Origin of the sequence: Brachybacterium kimchii (assembly GCF_023373525.1) — a bacterium.
Classification (GTDB): domain Bacteria; phylum Actinomycetota; class Actinomycetes; order Actinomycetales; family Dermabacteraceae; genus Brachybacterium; species Brachybacterium kimchii.
Genome location: NZ_CP097218.1, coordinates 1,369,404 through 1,386,881, shown reverse-complemented (window position 1 = coordinate 1,386,881; position 17,478 = coordinate 1,369,404). Strand labels below are relative to the sequence as shown.

At 71.9% G+C, this 17,478-nt stretch carries 17 protein-coding genes; 14 read left to right on the top strand and 3 right to left on the bottom strand.

All coding sequences use genetic code 11. From position 1 onward, the window contains the following. Positions 1-54: 54 nt before the first annotated feature. On the bottom strand, positions 55-1,701 hold the full coding sequence (locus tag M4486_RS06695; RefSeq protein ID WP_249480368.1) for a DUF349 domain-containing protein: 1,647 nt from the start codon (positions 1,699-1,701) through the stop codon (positions 55-57). Between the two features lie 349 nt (positions 1,702-2,050). Here M4486_RS06695 and hisS point away from each other — a divergent pair, with 349 nt between their 5' ends. After that, the gene (gene hisS, locus M4486_RS06690) at positions 2,051-3,406 is read left to right on the top strand and encodes a histidine--tRNA ligase (protein WP_249480367.1); all 1,356 of its coding nucleotides are present in this window, start codon (positions 2,051-2,053) and stop codon (positions 3,404-3,406) included. Positions 3,407-3,506: 100 nt separating this feature from the next. Continuing rightward, entirely contained in the window at positions 3,507-3,875 is a 369-nt protein-coding gene (gene trxA / locus M4486_RS06685) for a thioredoxin (RefSeq protein WP_152353135.1), read from the top strand. Positions 3,876-4,007: 132 nt separating this feature from the next. Here trxA and M4486_RS06680 read toward each other — a convergent pair whose 3' ends face one another. Further along, the gene (locus M4486_RS06680) at positions 4,008-5,918 is read right to left on the bottom strand and encodes a DEAD/DEAH box helicase (protein ID WP_249480366.1); all 1,911 of its coding nucleotides are present in this window, start codon (positions 5,916-5,918) and stop codon (positions 4,008-4,010) included. Positions 5,919-6,084: 166 nt separating this feature from the next. Between M4486_RS06680 and aspS the strand changes: the two genes are divergently transcribed. Further along, entirely contained in the window at positions 6,085-7,920 is a 1,836-nt protein-coding gene (gene aspS / locus M4486_RS06675) for an aspartate--tRNA ligase (RefSeq protein ID WP_249480365.1), read from the top strand. Positions 7,921-8,043: 123 nt separating this feature from the next. Here the strand turns inward: aspS and M4486_RS06670 are convergent, their stop codons facing one another. After that, positions 8,044-8,691 (bottom strand): DUF3043 domain-containing protein, encoded by a 648-nt coding sequence (locus tag M4486_RS06670; RefSeq protein ID WP_249480364.1) that lies wholly within the window; start codon positions 8,689-8,691, stop codon positions 8,044-8,046. A gap of 105 nt (positions 8,692-8,796) precedes the next feature. Between M4486_RS06670 and M4486_RS06665 the strand changes: the two genes are divergently transcribed. The 11 genes from M4486_RS06665 to M4486_RS06615 all read left to right on the top strand — a co-directional run bounded on the left by M4486_RS06665 (position 8,797) and on the right by M4486_RS06615 (position 17,193). Next, positions 8,797-10,257 carry a dipeptidase gene (locus tag M4486_RS06665; protein ID WP_249480363.1) on the top strand — a complete coding sequence of 487 codons (1,461 nt, stop codon included), beginning with the start codon at positions 8,797-8,799 and terminating at the stop codon, positions 10,255-10,257. Between the two features lie 92 nt (positions 10,258-10,349). Further along, positions 10,350-10,706 (top strand): iron-sulfur cluster insertion protein ErpA, encoded by a 357-nt coding sequence (erpA, locus tag M4486_RS06660; RefSeq protein ID WP_152353131.1) that lies wholly within the window; start codon positions 10,350-10,352, stop codon positions 10,704-10,706. 391 nt (positions 10,707-11,097) lie between these two features. Beyond that, entirely contained in the window at positions 11,098-12,009 is a 912-nt protein-coding gene (ctaC, locus tag M4486_RS06655) for an aa3-type cytochrome oxidase subunit II (RefSeq protein ID WP_249480362.1), read from the top strand. Next, positions 12,006-13,715 (top strand): aa3-type cytochrome oxidase subunit I, encoded by a 1,710-nt coding sequence (gene ctaD / locus M4486_RS06650; RefSeq protein WP_152353129.1) that lies wholly within the window; start codon positions 12,006-12,008, stop codon positions 13,713-13,715. The genes ctaC and ctaD overlap by 4 nt, the downstream gene beginning before the upstream one ends. A gap of 3 nt (positions 13,716-13,718) precedes the next feature. Then, positions 13,719-14,135, top strand: coding sequence for an aa3-type cytochrome oxidase subunit IV (gene ctaF / locus M4486_RS06645; RefSeq protein ID WP_152353128.1), 417 nt, complete (start codon positions 13,719-13,721; stop codon positions 14,133-14,135). A gap of 151 nt (positions 14,136-14,286) precedes the next feature. Next, positions 14,287-14,583 (top strand): hypothetical protein, encoded by a 297-nt coding sequence (locus M4486_RS06640; protein ID WP_249480361.1) that lies wholly within the window; start codon positions 14,287-14,289, stop codon positions 14,581-14,583. 126 nt (positions 14,584-14,709) lie between these two features. Beyond that, a complete protein-coding gene (locus tag M4486_RS06635) occupies positions 14,710-15,234 on the top strand; it encodes an Asp23/Gls24 family envelope stress response protein (RefSeq protein WP_249480360.1) in 525 nt (174 codons plus the stop codon). Positions 15,235-15,327: 93 nt separating this feature from the next. Continuing rightward, positions 15,328-15,504, top strand: coding sequence for a hypothetical protein (locus tag M4486_RS06630; RefSeq protein WP_193636253.1), 177 nt, complete (start codon positions 15,328-15,330; stop codon positions 15,502-15,504). A 2-nt stretch (positions 15,505-15,506) separates the two neighbouring features. Next, positions 15,507-15,971: an Asp23/Gls24 family envelope stress response protein gene (locus M4486_RS06625; protein ID WP_249480359.1), complete on the top strand. Its 465-nt coding sequence runs from the start codon at positions 15,507-15,509 to the stop codon at positions 15,969-15,971. Beyond that, on the top strand, positions 15,968-16,516 hold the full coding sequence (locus tag M4486_RS06620; RefSeq protein ID WP_249480358.1) for a DUF6286 domain-containing protein: 549 nt from the start codon (positions 15,968-15,970) through the stop codon (positions 16,514-16,516). The genes M4486_RS06625 and M4486_RS06620 overlap by 4 nt, the downstream gene beginning before the upstream one ends. Before the next feature lie 11 nt (positions 16,517-16,527). After that, entirely contained in the window at positions 16,528-17,193 is a 666-nt protein-coding gene (locus M4486_RS06615; RefSeq protein WP_249480357.1) for an alkaline shock response membrane anchor protein AmaP, read from the top strand. The last annotated feature ends 285 nt before the right edge of the window (positions 17,194-17,478 follow it).

Sequence of the window (17,478 nt, the reverse complement as noted above, 5' to 3'; positions counted from 1 at the left end):
TGGACGAGCGGGCGCTGTGGAGGAGCGGGAGCGGCGCGCGGAGGCCGCGCCCGATCAGCCCAGATCGCGGGCGGAGCGCTCGATGACCTCGAGCCACTCGCGCCGCGCGCGCAGCGCCTCCTCGGCCTTCGCGATCTTCGCGGGGTCGCCGGTCGCGCGTGCCTTCTCGAGATCGTCCTCGTAGCTGGAGATCGCCTCCTGGAGCTGCGAGGACGCCCCCTCGACGCGGGCCCGGGTACGAGGATCGGTGCGACGCCACTCGGCGTCCTCCGCCTGCTTGAGCGAGCGCTCGAAGGTGCGCAGGCGATCCTCGATGCGCCGCATGTCGCCGCGGGGCACCTTGCCGGCCTCGTCCCAGCGGTCCTGGATCCGGTGCAGCGCCGCCCGGGCGCCGTCGAGGTCCTCGGCCGGGTCGACGGCCTCGGCCTCTGCGAGGAGAGCCTCCTTGACCTTGAGGTTCTCCTTCTGCTCCGCGTCGGAGGCGGCGAGGTCCTCATTGCGCGCCGCGAAGAAGGTGTCCTGGGCCGCCTTGAAGCGGGCCCACTGGGCGTCGTCCTTCTTGCGGTTCCCGCGCGGCGCCGCGCGCCACTCGTCCATGAGGGAGCGGTAGGCGCGGACCGTCGGGCCCCAGTCCGTCGAGTCCTTCATCTCCTCGGCGCGGCGGATGATGTCCTCGCGGACCTTCTCCGCCTCCGCGTGCTGCTCGTCGAGGTGGGAGAAGAACTGTCGACGCTTGCGGTCGAAGGCGCTGCGTGCCGTCGAGAGCCTCTTCCACAGCGCGTCCTCGGTGGAGCGCTCGAGGGAGGGCCCCTCCTTCTGCATCGACTTCCAGGTGCCGACCATGCCGCGCATGGTCTCGCCGGCGCTCTTCCAGCTCATCCGCTCCGGCTCGGTCTCCACGAGCTGCTCGATCGACTCCACGAACGCGGTGCGCTCGGCGGTCGCCGCGTCGCGGGCCTGCAGACGCTCCTCCTCGAGGGTGTGGATCTTCTCCTTGGCGTTCTCGCGCAGCTCCGACGCCCGGGCGCGCAGCGCCGGGATGTCGCCGATGACCTGCGGTTCCTTCATGTTCTTGCGAAGGTTCTCGAGCAGTCGGTTCAGATCGGCCTGCGTGAGCTGCGGTGCCGCCAGCCGCTGCTGGGTGACGTCGAGGAAGGCCACGAGATCGAGGTAGGCGCGTGCGAAGGGCGCCAGCGCCTCCTCGCGGTCCGTGGAGGCCGCGGTCCCCAGCGAGCGCTTCTGCGTGCCGTCCTGCACGCTGACCGTGCCGTCCTCCTCGAGCGTGCCGAAGGCCAGGGCCTCCTGGATCGCCGCGTCGTCGTACTCCTGCACGGGAGGCGCGACGGGGATCAGCGGGGCCGACGGGCGCCGACCGGCGAGTGCGGCCGGGCTCGGCGTGCCGGGACGAGGCGTCGGCCGAGGCGTCGGACGCGGAGCCGGGGCGGCGGGAGCCGCGGACTCGGGCGCAGCGGCCTCGGACGTCCCGCTCTCGCTCTCGGTCGCGGACTCGGGCGTCGTCGCCTCGTCGTCGGCGTCCGACGTCGCGGTCTCGGGCGCGGTGTCGGGCGTCGCCCCCTCGGCCGCGGCATCCGGCGTCGCCGCCTGGGTCGTCGCGCCGTCGGACGTCGCGCCCTCGGTCGTCGAGGCGTCGGGGGTCGCGCCGTCGGGCGCGGTGGCATCGGGAGTCTCGGACTCGCTCACGGGGGAGCTCCTTCTCTCGTTCCGCTGGATCGCGGGTCACTGCCGTCGCCGGGACGGCGTCATGGTCGTGGCGCGGAACACCACGCCAGGGAACTCTACCGCCGATCGCGCACGCATCCGCGCGCGTCCCAGCGGCTCGCATCCTGCGGGTCCCGTCCGGTCGCCCCGGGCCCCCGCAGCAGATCCCGCCCGTCCGCCCGCCACGCGGGCGCGGTCCCGGGCGAGGGGCTCATGGGTCGATAATGGGTCCTCGGCGCGCGGGCACCCACCGCCCATGCGCCCCGCACGCCGCACCGGTCGCGCCAGCACGCGCGGTCCGCCGCACGCACAGCACGCAAGGAGCACACCCGTGGCGAAGATCAGCGCCCTGTCCGGATTCCCCGAGCACCTGCCCGAGCAGCGTCTCGTCGAGCAGCACGTCATCGACGTGTTCCGCCAGGTCGCCGAGCTCCACGGTTTTTCCGGCATCGAGACCCGCGCGGTCGAGCCGATGAGCCAGCTGCTGCGCAAGGGCGAGATCGACAAGGAGGTCTACGTCCTCCGGCGCCTGCACGCCGAGGAGGACGACGGGTCCGACGCCGATCCCGATCGTCAGCTGGGCCTGCACTTCGATCTCACCGTGCCGCTCGCGCGCTACGTGCTCGAGAACGCCGGCAGGCTCGCCTTCCCGTTCCGCCGTTTCCAGATCCAGAAGGTCTGGCGCGGGGAGCGTCCGCAGGAGGGCCGCTATCGCGAGTTCTACCAGGCCGATCTCGACATCATCGGCCAGGACTCCCTGCCCTCCCACCAGGAGGCCGAGGTCGTCGTGGTGATGGCGGAGATCCTCTCGCGCCTCCCGCTGCCCCCCTTCACGATCCGTGCGAACAACCGGAAGCTCTCCGAGGGCTTCTTCCGCTCGATCGGCCTCGAGGACTTCGAGGGCGTGCTGCGCACGATCGACAAGCTCCCGAAGATCGGTGACGAGGCTACCGCGCGCCTGCTCGTCGAGGACGCCGGCGCGAGCGAGGAGCAGGCGCGCACCTGCCTGGCCTTCGCCTCGATCCGCACCCACGACGACTCGTTCGCCCAGCAGGTGCGCGATCTGGGCGGCGAGGGCGAGCTGCTCGAGGAGGGCATCGCCGAGCTCGCCGCCGTCCTCGAGCAGGTCGAGGCGGCCGTGCCCGGAGTGATGATGGCCGATCTCTCCATCGCCCGGGGGCTCGACTACTACACGGCAGGGGTCTTCGAGACCTTCCTCGAGGGCAGCGAGGCGCTGGGCTCGATCTGCTCGGGCGGTCGCTACGACCGGCTCGCCGCGGACAACCGCCACACCTACCCCGGTGTGGGCCTCTCGATCGGGCTCTCGCGCCTGGTCTCGCGGATGCTCTCGGTCGACCTCGCGCGCCCCAGCCGCGCGGTCCCCACGTGCGTGCTTGTCGTCGTGGAGAGCGAGGAGACCCGGCGGCGCAGCGAGGCCGTCGCCCGCGACCTGCGCTCCCGAGGCATCCCCACCGAGGTGTCGCCGACCTCGGCGAAGCTCGGCAAGCAGATCCGGCACGCCGACCGCCGCGGCATCCCCTTCGTGTGGTTCCCGCACGAGGACGAGGCGGACGCGGTGCGCGACATCCGTTCGGGCGAACAGGTCGAGGCCCGTGCCGACTCCTGGCAGCCCCCGCACGAGGACCTCCACGTGCAGGTCCTCGCGGGCCCCGGCGGCGAGGGCTGACCCGCTCGCGCCGCACCGCCGGACGCCCCGGTGCCGGGAGACATGGGTCACCGGGCGTCCGCACGGGAATGTGCGAACGGCCCGGGGCGTTGTGGGGGGCATGGCTACAGTCACGCTGACGTCCGAGAACCACGACGAGACCGTCAAGGACGGCGTCGTCCTCATCGACTTCTGGGCAGGATGGTGCGTCCCCTGCCAGCGCTTCGCGCCGATCTTCGAGCAGTCCTCGGAGGATCACGGCGATGTCACCTTCGCGAAGCTCGACACCGAGGACCAGCAGGAGCTGGCCATGCGCTACGGCGTGACCTCGATCCCGACCCTCGTCGCCTACCGCGACGGCGTGCCCGTCTTCCAGCAGGCCGGCGCCCTCCCGCAGGCGGCGCTCGAGGACCTCATCTCCCAGGTCCAGGGCCTGGACATGGACGAGGTCCGCAAGGCCTACGCCGAGGCGCAGGCCCAGCAGTCCTGACCCTCCCGCCGGCAGGCGGCCGGCGGTCCCACCACGCGGAACGGCCCCGCACCCATCGGGTGCGGGGCCGTTCTCCGTCCGTTCGGGGGCGCGACGCGTCGCCCGGGCCGGCGTGCGCGTCGCGCTGCGCGCTCAGCGGCCGCCGTGTCCGCAGCTGTCGCGGCGGGGCCCGCCCTCATGGCGCGGTCCGCCGAAGCGCCGGCCGCCCTCGTGGCGTCCGCCCTCGCGGGAGTCGGGACGACGCGAGCCGTGCTCGCGGCGGCCGCCGGTGCGCGGGCCGCGGTCCTCGCTGATGCGCAGGGTGCGCCCGGCGATCTTCGCGTGGCCGATGCGGTCGATCTGGTCGTCCTTGAGGGACCCGCGGATCTGGACCAGGGAGAACGAGCCGAAGATGTCGATCTTGCCGATCGACTTCCCGTTCAGGCCGCCCTCGCCCGTGATCGCGCCGACGATCGCCGCGGGCTTCGCCCCGTGGGAGTGGCCGACGGACACGCGGTAGCTCGTGAAGCCCTTCTCGGGCTGGCCGGGCGCGGGACGGCCCTTGCCGTCCGACTCCCGATCACGGTCGGAGCCCTTGAGGTGGGCGCCGGTGAACTCCTCGTCGCCCTCGGCCTCGGCACCCGGCCCGTCGTCGCCGACGGCCGTCGCGGCGAGCACTGCCGCGAGCATCCGCGGCTCCATGCCGCTGCTCTCGAGGAAGGCGTCGACCTTCTCGAGGTAGAGATCGAGGCGCCCGCGCTCGGCGCGCTCGGGCACGGAGGCCAGCAGCTTCTCGGTGCGGTGGGCGGAGACGTCCCGCGGGGAGGGGATCGAGATCTCCTGCAGGGTCTGGCGCGTGGTCTTCTCGATCGCGCGCAGCTTGCGCCGCTCGTGCGGGGCGACGAAGGTGAGCGCCTCGCCGGTGCGGCCCGCGCGGCCGGTGCGGCCGATGCGGTGGACGTAGGCCTCGGGCTCGCCGGGGACGTCGAAGTTCACGACCAGGCCGATCTTGTCGACGTCGAGGCCGCGAGCGGCGACGTCGGTCGCGACGAGGACCTGCAGCGAGCCCTCGCGCAGGCGCTCGACGATCTTCTCGCGCTCTTTCTGTGGCACGTCGCCGCTGATGGTCGCGGCGACGACGCCCCGCGAGACGAGCGCGGTGCCGACCTCCTCGGCGGCCGAGCGCGTGCGCACGAAGACGATCGCCGCCTCGGCGTCGGAGGTCGCGAGCACGCGGGCGAGCGCGCCGGTCTTGTGGCGGAAGGGCACGACCGCGAAGCGCTGGGAGACGTTGGTCGTGGTGCTCGCCTGACGCGACACCGAGACCCGCACCGGCTCGCTCATGTGCTCCTCGGCGACCCGCTGGATCGCGGGCGGCATGGTTGCGGAGAAGAGAGCGACCTGCTTGGACTGCGGGGCGTGGGAGAGGATCTCGTCGACGTCCTCGGCGAAGCCCATGCGCAGCATCTCGTCGGCCTCGTCGAGCACCAGGTACCTCAGGGTCTCCAGGTGCAGGTTGCCGCGCTTGAGATGGTCGATGACGCGTCCTGGGGTCCCCACGACGACCTGGGTGCCGCGCGAGAGCGCGCGCTCCTGGGGGCCGTAGGGCGAGCCGCCGTACACGGAGGTCACCGAGAGGCCGTCGACGTCCTGGGCGAAGGTGCTGATCGCCTCGGCGACCTGCATGGCGAGCTCGCGGGTGGGGGCGAGCACGAGCGCCTGGGCCGCGCGCTCCGAGGGATCGACCGCGGTGAGCATCGGCAGGCCGAAGGCGGCCGTCTTGCCCGTGCCGGTCTGGGCCACGCCGATGACGTCGCGTCCCGCCAGCAGCTGCGGGATCGCCTCGCTCTGGATGGGGGAGGGGCGCGTGAAGCCGAGCCGGTCCACCGCGCTCTGCAGCACGCCCGGCAGGTCCAGGTCCGCGAAGGTCGGCTCCTCGGGAGCGGCCGGGGCCGCAGGGGCCGACGGCGCCTCGGACGCGGACTCCGCGACCGGGCCGTTGGGCTCGTCGGTCGAGGGGGTCTCGGGTGTGGGATCTGTGGCGGAGGGGCGTGCGTCGTTCATGGTGTCCTTCGACTGCGGGGCGGGGTGGACCCGCCAGCGGTGCAGGTCGGGACAGATATCCAGGATACGGAGCGGGCATGCCGGGGCACAGGGGCGCAGGGGGCGAGATCGCTCACCCCGCGATAGCATCGGGGCGACCGCATCCCTGAGACGAAGGACTTCTTCCGTGCTGCGCACCCATCATGCCGGTGAGCTCCGAAGCGAGCACATCGGCCAGACCGTCACCCTCACCGGCTGGATCGCCCGCCGCCGCGACCATGGAGGCGTGACGTTCCTGGATCTCCGCGACGCCAGCGGCGTCGCCCAGGTCGTCGTCCGCGAGGACGAGGCCATGCACCTGCGCAACGAGTACGTGCTGAAGGTCACCGGCACCGTGGACCGTCGTCCCGAGGGCAACGAGAACCCCGCCCTGCCGACGGGCGAGATCGAGGTCACCGCGAGCGACGTCGAGGTGCTGAACCCCTCGGCGCCCCTCCCGTTCCAGCTCGACGACCACGCCGAGGTGGGGGAGGAGGCGCGCCTGCGCTACCGCTACCTCGACCTGCGCCGCTCGGGTCCGGCGCGCGCGCTGCGCCTGCGCTCCGACATCAATCGGGCCGCTCGCGAGACCCTCCTGGACGACGGCTTCGTCGAGATCGAGACGCCCACGCTCACGCGCTCGACCCCGGAGGGCGCGCGCGACTTCCTGGTGCCCGCGCGACTCGCCCCGGGCTCCTGGTACGCGCTGCCGCAGTCCCCGCAGCTGTTCAAGCAGCTGCTCATGGTCTCGGGGATGGAGAAGTACTTCCAGATCGCCCGCTGCTACCGCGACGAGGACTTCCGCGCCGACCGCCAGCCGGAGTTCACGCAGCTCGACGTCGAGCTGAGCTTCGCGGAGCAGGAGGACGTGATCGCCCTCGCCGAGGAGCTGCTCGCGAACGTCTGGAAGGTGGCCGGGCACGACATCACCACGCCGATCCCGCGGATCACCTACGAGGAGTCGATGCGCCGCTACGGGTCGGACAAGCCCGACCTGCGCTTCGACCTCGAGATCACGGAGATGACCGAGTACTTCGCGGACACCCCCTTCCGCGTGTTCCAGTCGCCGTACGTCGGCGCGGTCGTCATGGCCGGCGGCGCCTCCCAGCCCCGCCGCCAGCTCGACGCGTGGCAGGAGTGGGCCAAGCAGCGCGGCGCCAAGGGCCTCGCGTACGTGCTCGTCCAGGAGGACGGCACGCTGACCGGTCCGGTCTCCAAGAACATCTCGGACCAGGAGAAGGCGGGCCTCGCGGCGCAGGTCGGCGCGAAGCCGGGCGACTGCGTGTTCTTCGCGGCGGGCGAGCCGAAGTCCTCGCGCGCCCTGCTGGGCGCCGCGCGCAGCGAGATCGCCGAGCGCCTGGGGCTCATCGACCACGATGCCTTCGCGTTCGTCTGGGTCGTGGACGCGCCCATGTTCGAGCCCGCGAGCGAGGCGGTCGCCGCGGGCGACGTCGCCGTCGGCTCGGGTGCCTGGACGGCCGTGCACCACGCCTTCACCTCGCCCAAGCCCGAGTTCATGGACACGTTCGACACGGATCCGGGCAGCGCGCTGGCCTACGCCTACGACATCGTCTGCAACGGCAACGAGATCGGCGGCGGCTCCATCCGCATCCATCAGCAGGACGTGCAGGAGCGCGTGTTCCGCGTGATGGGGATCGACGAGGAGCAGGCGCGCGAGAAGTTCGGCTTCCTGCTCGACGCCTTCGCCTTCGGCGCCCCGCCCCACGGCGGCATCGCCTTCGGCTGGGACCGCATCGCGGCGCTGCTCGCCGGCACCGACTCGATCCGCGACGTCATCGCCTTCCCGAAGTCCGGCGGCGGCTACGACCCGCTGACCCAGGCGCCCGCTCCGATCACCGCGCAGCAGCGCAAGGAGGCGGGTGTCGACGCGAAGCCCCGCAGCGACGGGGCGAAGGACGGCGCCGAGACGAAGGACGGCGCCGCCCGGGACGCCGACGGGAGCGCCCCCTCCGGGCAGGCCTGATCCCGGAGCGGCCCGCTCCGCCCGCGGAACGCACAGGGCCGGAACGCACAGGGCGCCGGCACCCCGAGGGGTGCCGGCGCCCTGTGCGTCATCCGCCCGCCGAGAGCGGGGGAGCGGGAACGATCAGCGCGGGTCCTCGCCGTGGCGCACCTGCGCGCGCGGCAGGCGCCACCGGCGGATCTGCAGCGAACGCATGATGCCGTACCCCACGAGCCCCCGGCGGACCTCGCCGAAGCGCTCGGTCAGTCGCGCGCGGATCCTGCGGCGCAGGATGAGCGAGTCGACCACGCACAGCAGGATCCCGCCCCACAGCACGACGAGCATGATCACGCTCATGGACGTGTAGAGGCCGGGCATGACCAGCGGGAGCACGAGCGCCACGATCATCAGGATCAGGGCGACGGGGAAGAAGAACTCCGCGATGTTGCGCCGCGCGTCGACCAGGTCGCGCACGAAGCTGCGGTCCCGCCCGCGGTGCTGGGCGGGCATGTTCGCTTCGTCGCCCGACATCAGGGCCTGCTGGGAGCGCTGGCGCTCCTGCGCGGCCGCCTGGCGGTCCCGGCGCCGGGCCTCCTTGCGGTCGGTCTCCACGATGGGACGCCGACGAGCGGCCTCGGCCTCCTTCCGCGTGCGGGTGGGGCGGCCCTTCCCGGCGGAACCGGCGGGGTCGCCCTCGGGCGACGAGGTCACGCCGGGCACCTCCCCGCGGCTGCGGCCGCGGCGGCGCGGCGAGGGGGACGTGTCGGCATCGGACGTGTTGCGGGGACTCACACCTCCAGTCTAGGCGGAGCACGGCGCCGCCCCGACCATCCGCGGCGACGCACGCCGCACGCCGGGGCGCCCGCGGGCGCCCCGGGCGGCGATAACGTGGGAGCCATGTCCCACGAACCCGCCCCCGAGGGCGACACTCCCCGTCCGTCCGACCGCCCCGCGGCCCCCGAATCCGCCGTCGGCCCCGCCGCCGCGCCCCAGGAGGAGGTCGAGGGACTGCGCGCGCGCCTCGAGGGGATTCTCCCGCGCGCGATCGAGGACCTCTCGGCCCTGGTGCGGATCCCGTCCATCGCGTTCCCCGGATACGACCGCACCCCCGTGCACGAGAGCGCCGAGGCCGTCGCCGCGCTGCTGCGCGGCGCCGGGATGCCCGAGGTGACCATCACCCACGTCGACGAGGGCGCCCCTGCCGTCATCGCCCGCCGGCCGGCCCGCGACGGCCTTCCCACCGTGCTGCTCTACGCCCACCACGACGTCCAGCCGACCGGCGACCCGCAGGCCTGGACGACCGATCCCTTCACGCCCGCGCGCGAGGGCGACCGGCTGTTCGGCCGCGGCGCGGCCGACGACAAGGCCGGCGTGATGGCCCACGTCACCGCGCTGCGCCTGGTGGGGGAGGAGCTCTCCGAGCTCGGCGTCGGCGTGACGGTGTTCGTCGAGGGCGAGGAGGAGGCGGGGTCCCCGACCTTCCGGCGCTTCATCGAGGCCCACAGGGACCAGCTCGAGGCCGACGCGATCGTCGTCGCCGACTCCGCGAACTGGGCCGTCGGCACGCCCGCGCTCACCACGAGCCTGCGCGGAGTGGTCGACCTCACGGTGACCGTGCGCGTGCTCGAGCGCGCCGTCCACTCGGGCATGTTCGGAGGGCCGGTCCTGGACGCGCTCACCCAGATGGGACGCATGGTGGCGACGCTGCACGACGAGAACGGCGACGTTGCCGTCGAGGGACTCGTGCGCGCGGACGCGCCCGAGGTCGAGATGCCCGAGGCCGACTACCGGCGCGACGCCGGCATCCTCGAGGGCCAGCCCCTCGCGGGCACCGGCTCGATCACCTCGCGCCTGTGGTCCGCACCCGCTCTCTCGGTGATCGGCATCGACGCCCCGTCGGTGCGCGATGCCTCCAACACGCTCGTGCCCGCGGCGCGCGCCAAGATCTCGCTGCGCATCCCGCCGGGCCAGGATCCGCAGGCCGCCATGGACGCGCTCGTCGCGCACCTCGAGTCCCACGCCCCGCGCGGGGCCGTCCTCGAGATCGCCCGGGGCGAGCAGGGACGCCCCTTCCTCGCCCCCTCGGACACCCCGGCCATGCGGCTCGCGCGCTCCGCCTTCCGCGATGCCTGGGGCACGGAGCCCGTGGACACCGGCCTCGGAGGGTCGATCCCTTTCATCGCCGACCTGCTCGAGGTGTTCCCCGGGGCGGAGGTGCTGGTCACCGGTGTCGAGGACCCCGACTCCCGCGCCCACGGCGTCGACGAGTCCCTGCACCTGGGGGAGTTCGCCAGGGTGTGCCTCGCCGAGGCGCTGCTGCTGCGCGGCGCGGCGGGGCTCGAGAGGCGACGCGGCTGACCGGGCGCGGAGCATGTGACGTGACGGACGCTGTCCCCGGTCGCGCCCGGCGAGGCGTAACCTGGAGGCACCTGCAGTGAGGAGGAACCCAGATGACCACCACCATCGACACCGAGGCCCCCGCGCACGGCGTGACGCTCACCGGCGAGGCCGCGGCGAAGGTCACGTCCCTGCTCGAGCAGGAGGGGCGCGACGACCTGCGACTGCGCATCGCGGTGCAGCCGGGCGGATGCTCCGGCCTGATCTACCAGCTCTACTTCGACGAGCGGCTGATGGACGGTGACTCGACCGTCGGCTTCGACGGCGTCGAGGTCGTCGTCGACCGCATGAGCTCGCCGTACCTCGCGGGAGCGACGATCGACTTCGCCGACACGATCGAGAAGCAGGGCTTCACGATCGACAACCCCAACGCGGGCAGCTCGTGCGCCTGCGGGGACTCCTTCAGCTGACGTCCGCGTCGGCGCCCTGCGCGAGAGCGCAGCAGCTCGACGGGCCCGCCCTCGCTCCGCATGTGAGCGAGGGCGGGCCCGTCGGCGTCTGTGCACGTCGTCACCCCCGACGACACCGGAACCTGAATGCTGAACCGAGTCCGGGAAACACGTATGATGACGCTGTGCCGTCATGTTCGTCCCGCGTGATGCGATCAGCTGTCGCCGACGGTGAGGGTCCCGCCCCCGCCGGCCTGCTCGACGCCGCCGCCGTCGGGCCGCGCACGACGCACGTCCCCGGGTCTGCCCCGACCCGCGAAGCACCCGCCCTCCCCGCGCGTGCGACGCGCTGCCCCCAGCAGGCAGCACGCCGCGCCTCCTCCCGGAGGGCCGACGAGTGGAAGGTCATCCTGTGATCCCCCAGGCCACACAACGCCGCCGGCGCCTGCGCCGCGTGGCGGCCGTACTCGCGCCGGCGATGCTCGCGCTGTCCGGCTGCACCGCGGAGCAGAAGCGCGGCTTCCTCCCCGGTGCCGACGACGGCGTCCAGATCACCGACAAGACCGAGCGCATCACCCAGCTGTGGACCGGTTCCTGGACCGCTCTCGTGCTCGTCGGTCTGGTCGTGTGGGGCCTGGCGATCTGGAGCGCGATCGCGTACCGGCGTCGCAAGGACGACACGGGCTTCCCCGTGCAGCTGCGCTACCACATGCCGATCGAGATGATCTTCACCCTCGTCCCGGTCGTCATGATCATGACGCTGTTCTACTTCACCCAGCGCGACGTGGGCGAGATCGAGGACACCTCGGCGAAGCCCGACGTCACGGTGAACGTGGTCGCCAAGCAGTGGAGCTGGGACTTCAACTACGTGGACGCCGACGTCCACGAGGACGCGGGGGTGCAGTCCTTCGAGACCGGCACTCCGGGCGCCGCGGAGTCGCTGCCCGTGCTCTACCTGCCGGTGAACCAGACCGTGCGCTTCGACCTGGACTCGCGCGACGTCGTGCACTCGTTCTGGATCCCGGACTTCCTCTACAAGAAGGACATGTTCCCGGGGCACACCAACACGTTCCAGGTGACCCCCACGCGTGAGGGCACCTACGCCGGCAAGTGCGCCGAGCTCTGCGGCGAGTACCACTCGGACATGCTCTTCAACGTGAAGGTCGTCTCCCAGGAGGAGTACGACCAGCACATGAAGGACCTGCGCGACAAGGGCAACACCGGTCAGCTCTCCGTGGACCTCTCGAGGAACCTCGAGGACTGGAACATGCGCGAGAAGGACGACGCGGCCAACGGCCGCACGGGAGATGAGGTCCAGAAATGAGCACCCAGGTCCCCGCCGCGCCGGCGCGCGCGACGGCCGTTCACCAGCCCGTCCGTGAGACGTCTCTGGGCAGGAACTTCGTCCGGATCATCACCTCGACCGATCACAAGGTGATCGGCCTGATGTACCTGGCCATGGCGTTCAGCTTCTTCTGCATCGGCGGCGTGCTGGCCCTGATGATCCGCGCCGAGCTCTGGGAGCCCGGCCTGCAGGTCGTCGTCTCCAAGGACCAGTACAACCAGCTGTTCACGATGCACGGCACGATCATGCTGCTGATGTTCGCGACCCCGCTGTTCAACGGCTTCGCGAACTACTTCATGCCGCTCCAGATCGGCGCCGTCGACATGGCGTTCCCGCGCCTGAACATGTTCGCCTTCTGGATCACCCTGTTCGGCTCGCTCATCGTGCTCGCGGGCTTCCTCACCCCCCAGGGCGCCGCCTCCTTCGGATGGTTCGCCTACGCCCCGCTGTCGGACACGACGTTCACACCGGGACTCGGCGGTGACCTGTGGGTCTTCGGCCTGGGGCTCCAGGGCTTCGGCACCATCCTCGGCTCGGTCAACTTCATCACCACGGTCATCTGCATGCGCATGCCCGGCATGACCATGTTCCGCATGCCGATCTTCACCTGGAACGTGCTGATCACGGCGCTCCTGGTGCTCATGGCCTTCCCGCCGCTGGCCTCCGCGCTGTTCGCCCTCGGCGCCGACAGGAAGTTCGGAGCGCACATCTTCGACCCGGAGAACGGCGGAGCGGTGCTCTGGCAGCACCTGTTCTGGTTCTTCGGGCACCCCGAGGTGTACATCATCGCCCTGCCGTTCTTCGGCATCGCGACCGAGATCTTCCCGGTCTTCAGCCGCAAGCCCGTCTTCGGCTACAAGACCCTCGTCTACGCGACGATCTCCATCGCGGCCCTCTCGGTCACGGTGTGGGCGCACCACATGTACACGACCGGCGCCGTGATGCTGAACTTCTTCAGCTTCATGACCATGCTGATCGCGGTGCCGACGGGCGTGAAGTTCTTCAACTGGGTGGGCACGATGTTCCGAGGGTCGTTGACCTTCGAGACACCGATGCTGTTCTCGCTCGGCTTCCTCACGACCTTCCTCTTCGGCGGTCTGACCGGCGTGATCCTCTCCAGCCCGGCGCTGGACTTCCACCTCTCCGACACCTACTTCGTGGTCGCCCACTTCCACTACGTGGTGTTCGGGACGGTCGCCTTCGAGATGTTCGCGGGCTTCTACTTCTGGTGGCCCAAGATGTTCGGGTACAAGCTGAACGAGAAGCTCGGCAAGTTCCACTTCTGGATGTTCATGATCGGCTTCCACATGACCTTCCTCATCCAGCACTGGCTGGGCGTGGAGGGGGCTCCCCGCCGTTACGTGAACTACCTCGCCGAGGACCAGTTCGACTGGATGAACAAGCTCTCCACCGTGGGCGCCTTCATCCTCGGCGCCTCGACGCTGCCGTTCCTCCTGAACGTCGTCATCACGCACGTCCAGAAGAAGAAGATCGAGGTGGACGACCCCTGGGGCTACGGCGCCTCGCTCGAGTGGGCGACCTCGTGCCCGCCCCCGCGCCACAACTTCCACTCGCTGCCGCGCGTGCGCTCCGAGCGACCCGCCTTCGATCTGCACCACCCGGAGGTCGGCGCCCAGTCGCATCTGCTCGCGGAAGAGCCGATCAAGAACCCGAGGAGCAACTGACACATGCGCACCACTGCATTGATCTTCTGGATCCTCGCCGCGTTCTTCCTCATCGTCGGCGTGGTCTACGGCGTCTGGACCGGCGGGTACGCCCCGCTCGGCATCGAGACCGCGGGCTTCCCGGCCCTGCTCATGGCGACCCTGCTCGCGGCGATGATCGCCACGACCCTCACCTGGGCCTCCAAGCGGTTCCCGGACCGGGCCGAGGAGAACCTCGAGGCCGAGGTCTCGGACGAGGCCGGCGTGCAGGGCAGCTTCGCCCCGTACAGCTGGTGGCCCCTCTGGGCCGGGATCGGCTGCGGTCTCGCGTTCCTGGGCGTCGCGGCCGGCTGGTGGATCCTCGCGATCGGCTCGGTCTTCGTGATCGTCGGCGTCGTCGGCTGGGTCATGGAGTTCTCCCGCGGCCAGCACGCCCACTGATCATCCGGCGCTCCCCTCCCGAGGGGGCGCACTCCTCGACGGCCCGTCCACCGCATGGTGGGCGGGCCGTCGTGCTGTGCGCGTGGGATCATGGCCGCAGGATCCGGCCGCACCGCAGAGCGGGGAGGCGAGCCGGGGAACGGGGGACAGGATGGCGCTGCGCAGACACATGATCGGCGGTCTGCCACGGGACGTCCGGGACGCGGGACTCGTGGTGATGGGCGTCTTCGCGGACGACGGGGCGCTCGAGCGGGCCCGCGCATGGGCGCGGGACGTCCTCGCCCGACGACGTCTCGACGCCGAGAGGTCACCACTGCGGGCCAGCCGGGCGCTGCGAGCGGAGGATCCGCGTCTCACGCTCGCTGCCGCGCGCTGGCTCGTCGCCCACCTCGAGGAGGACCCCGGCGGGGCTCCGGAACGAGGGCCGCGACCGGGACGGCTGCACTGAGTCCGAGCGCCCCACGGGTGAGCGGGATCACATAGGCTTCGTCGTGAGGGACCGGCGGACGGTGACGTCCTCCTGGTGTCCACTGAGAACGGCCCGGTCGATCCGGGCCCGAACCGAGGAGAACTCATGGCGAGCAACGCATCCATCCCTCAGACCGGCCAGCAGCGCGAGCGGGCCGTCGCACGCGCCCAGGAGGCCGATGAGAAGCAGCAGGACCAGCAGCAGACCGCTGCACCCCGTGGGCCCCTGCAGACGGACCGCGGCGTGACCACCGTCGAGGAGACGGTCGTCGCGAAGATCGCCGGCATGGCCGCCCGCGAGGTCCCCGGCGTCTACGACATGGGCAATGCCATGCGCCGGGCATTCTCGGCCGTCACCGACCGCATCCCGAACTCGCAGACCAATGTCACCGGCGGCATCGGCGTCGAGAAGGGCGAGACCCAGGCCGCGATCGACGTGACCGTCGTCGTGGAGTACGGCGCCTCCGTGGTCGAGGTCGGCAACGCGATCCGTCGCAACGTCATCGAGCAGGTCGAGAAGGCGACCGGACTCGAGGTCATCGAGGTCAACGTCAACGTCGTCGACGTCCACCTCCCGGACGAGGACGACGAGCAGTCCGGCGGCGAGCAGCGCAGCAGCGACCTGCGCTGAACGAGCCTCCGCGCCGGGCGCTGACCTGCGCCGGGCGCAGAACCTCGGCGGGCCGGGCACGACGCCCGGCCCGCCCCTGATCGAGGAGCACACATGAAGACATCACAATTCGCCGTGCTCGTCGGGCTCCTGCTCGGCGCCGCACTCGCCTTCGGATCGTTCGGCCAGTTCTTCCTCGTCCTCGTGTTCGGTGCCATCGGCCTCGCCGTCGGCATGGTCATCGACGGACGGATCGAGATCCGCGGGCTCACCGACCGCTGGAGGCGGTGACCGTGGCGTCCGTGCAGGAGGCGACCACATCGGGAACGGACCTCTGGTCGCAGGACGATCACGCGGGCGATCCGAAATCCGCTCCCGGCGCGGGCTCCGGCGCCGCCGGACGGCCCGCGGAGTCCCGCGGCACCACCACGGTGCCCGCACGCGTCGTCGCGCGGATCGCGGAGCAGGCCGCGAGCGAGGTCCCGCACATCGGCTCATCGGCCGGGGGAGTGCTGGGCGTCGGCGCCCGCCGTGACTTCGGCACCAGACCCTCCGTCCACTGCGACCTCTACGGCCGCACCGCCGTGCTGCGCGTTGACGTCGGCGTCGCCTTCCCCGCTCCGCTGCACGACGTGCTCGCGCAGCTGCGCTCCCACGTGGAGCGGACGGTGAGCACCCTGACGGGCCTCGAGGTCGGGCGCATGGACGTCGAGATCTCCTGGCTGAATCCCGAGACCACGAGGAGGGCCCTGCGATGATGACGACACCCCGCCGCCTCGACCGTCGGCCCGCCCGCACGACGCCCGTCGTGCTCCTCGCCCTGGTCCTGCTCGTCCTGGGCGGGCTCGGCGTCTGGACTCTCGGCGCTCTCGTGATCGACGGCGCGTGGCCCGCATCGGCATCCTCCGCGGTCGCCGACCTCGGAGCCCTGCGACTCGACTCGACCCCGGTCCTCGTCACCGGCTGCGTGCTCGCGGTCCTGGGCCTGCTCATGGTCCTCGCCGCGATCCTGCCCGGCGGCCGATCGCGCATGCACCTGCTCGAGGACGACGTCCCCGGCAGCACCGTGATCTCCCGCCGTGACCTGGCGAACCGGGTGCGCGCCCGCACCGAGGAGGTCGACGGCGTGCAGGGCACCCAGGTCGACGTCGGCCGGCGCACGGTCACCGTCCGCGCCCGCACCGTCGTCGACGAGGTCGGACCCGTCGAGTCCGGCGTGCGCGACGCCGCGCAGGCGGCCGTCGCCGAGCTCCGCCCCGACACCATGCCGAGCATCCGCGTGCGGATGCGTCGGATCGACTGAGAGGAGGACGTATGCGTTCCGTCTCCGGAGTCCGCAACAGGCTCCTGCTCGTCCTTGCGGGCATCATCGCCCTTTTCGCGGGCCTCTGGCTCGCTGCCGGGCGTCTGGATCTGGCCGGGCGCTGGCCGGGTGCCGACGCCGTGCTCCCGCACGGGGATTCCACGCCGGCCGCGCTCGCGGAGGCCCACCACGCGTGGATCCTCCCCGTCGCCTGCGTCCTCGCGGTGCTCGCCGTCATCGTCGGAATCTGGCTGCTCGTGATCCAGGTGCCTCGGAGGACTCCCACCGTCCCGCTGAGGATCACGGCCGAGGGCAGCAGGCCCTTGGGCACCCTCGCACCGTCCGTGCTGGAGCGGGCGCTCGCGGAGCACGTCGAGGGCATCCCCGGCGTTCTCGACGCGTCCGTCCAGGTGAGCGGCGCGACGTCGTCGCCGTGGGTGCAGGCGTCGGTGAGCACGAGCCAGGATGCCGAGACGGCATGGGTCGTCGAAGGCGCGCGCCGGCTGCTCGCCGACGACGTCGCCACCGTGCTCGGCGCAGCGCCTCGTCACGTGGACCTGCTCCTGACCCTGCGCTCGGCGACCTCGTCCACGAGGACCAGGATCGACGAGGGGCCGGCGACCGCCACCGGCGGCCCCGGCACGATGAGGAAGGCCGCCCCCGTCCCCGCTCCCTGAGCGTCGTCGGCGCGAGCCCCCTCGGCGTGCGCCGGCCCGACAGCGGGATCACGTCCCCCGGGCCCCGTCCGCCTCCCTGCTCCGGCAGGGAGGCGGACGGGGCCCTCGTCGTGCTCCTGCAGGGGCGCGGAGCGAGGGGTGGAAGCGTTCGGTGGGGGTGGTGCCGGGCGACGCTCGTCGCGACGCCGTCGGCTGTGCACCCCTGCATGTCGCGGGGCCGTTCGCGCCGTGCTGCGCGGGCGGGCGCTGTGCAGCGCGCGGACGCGGGGCGACACCGGGACGAGG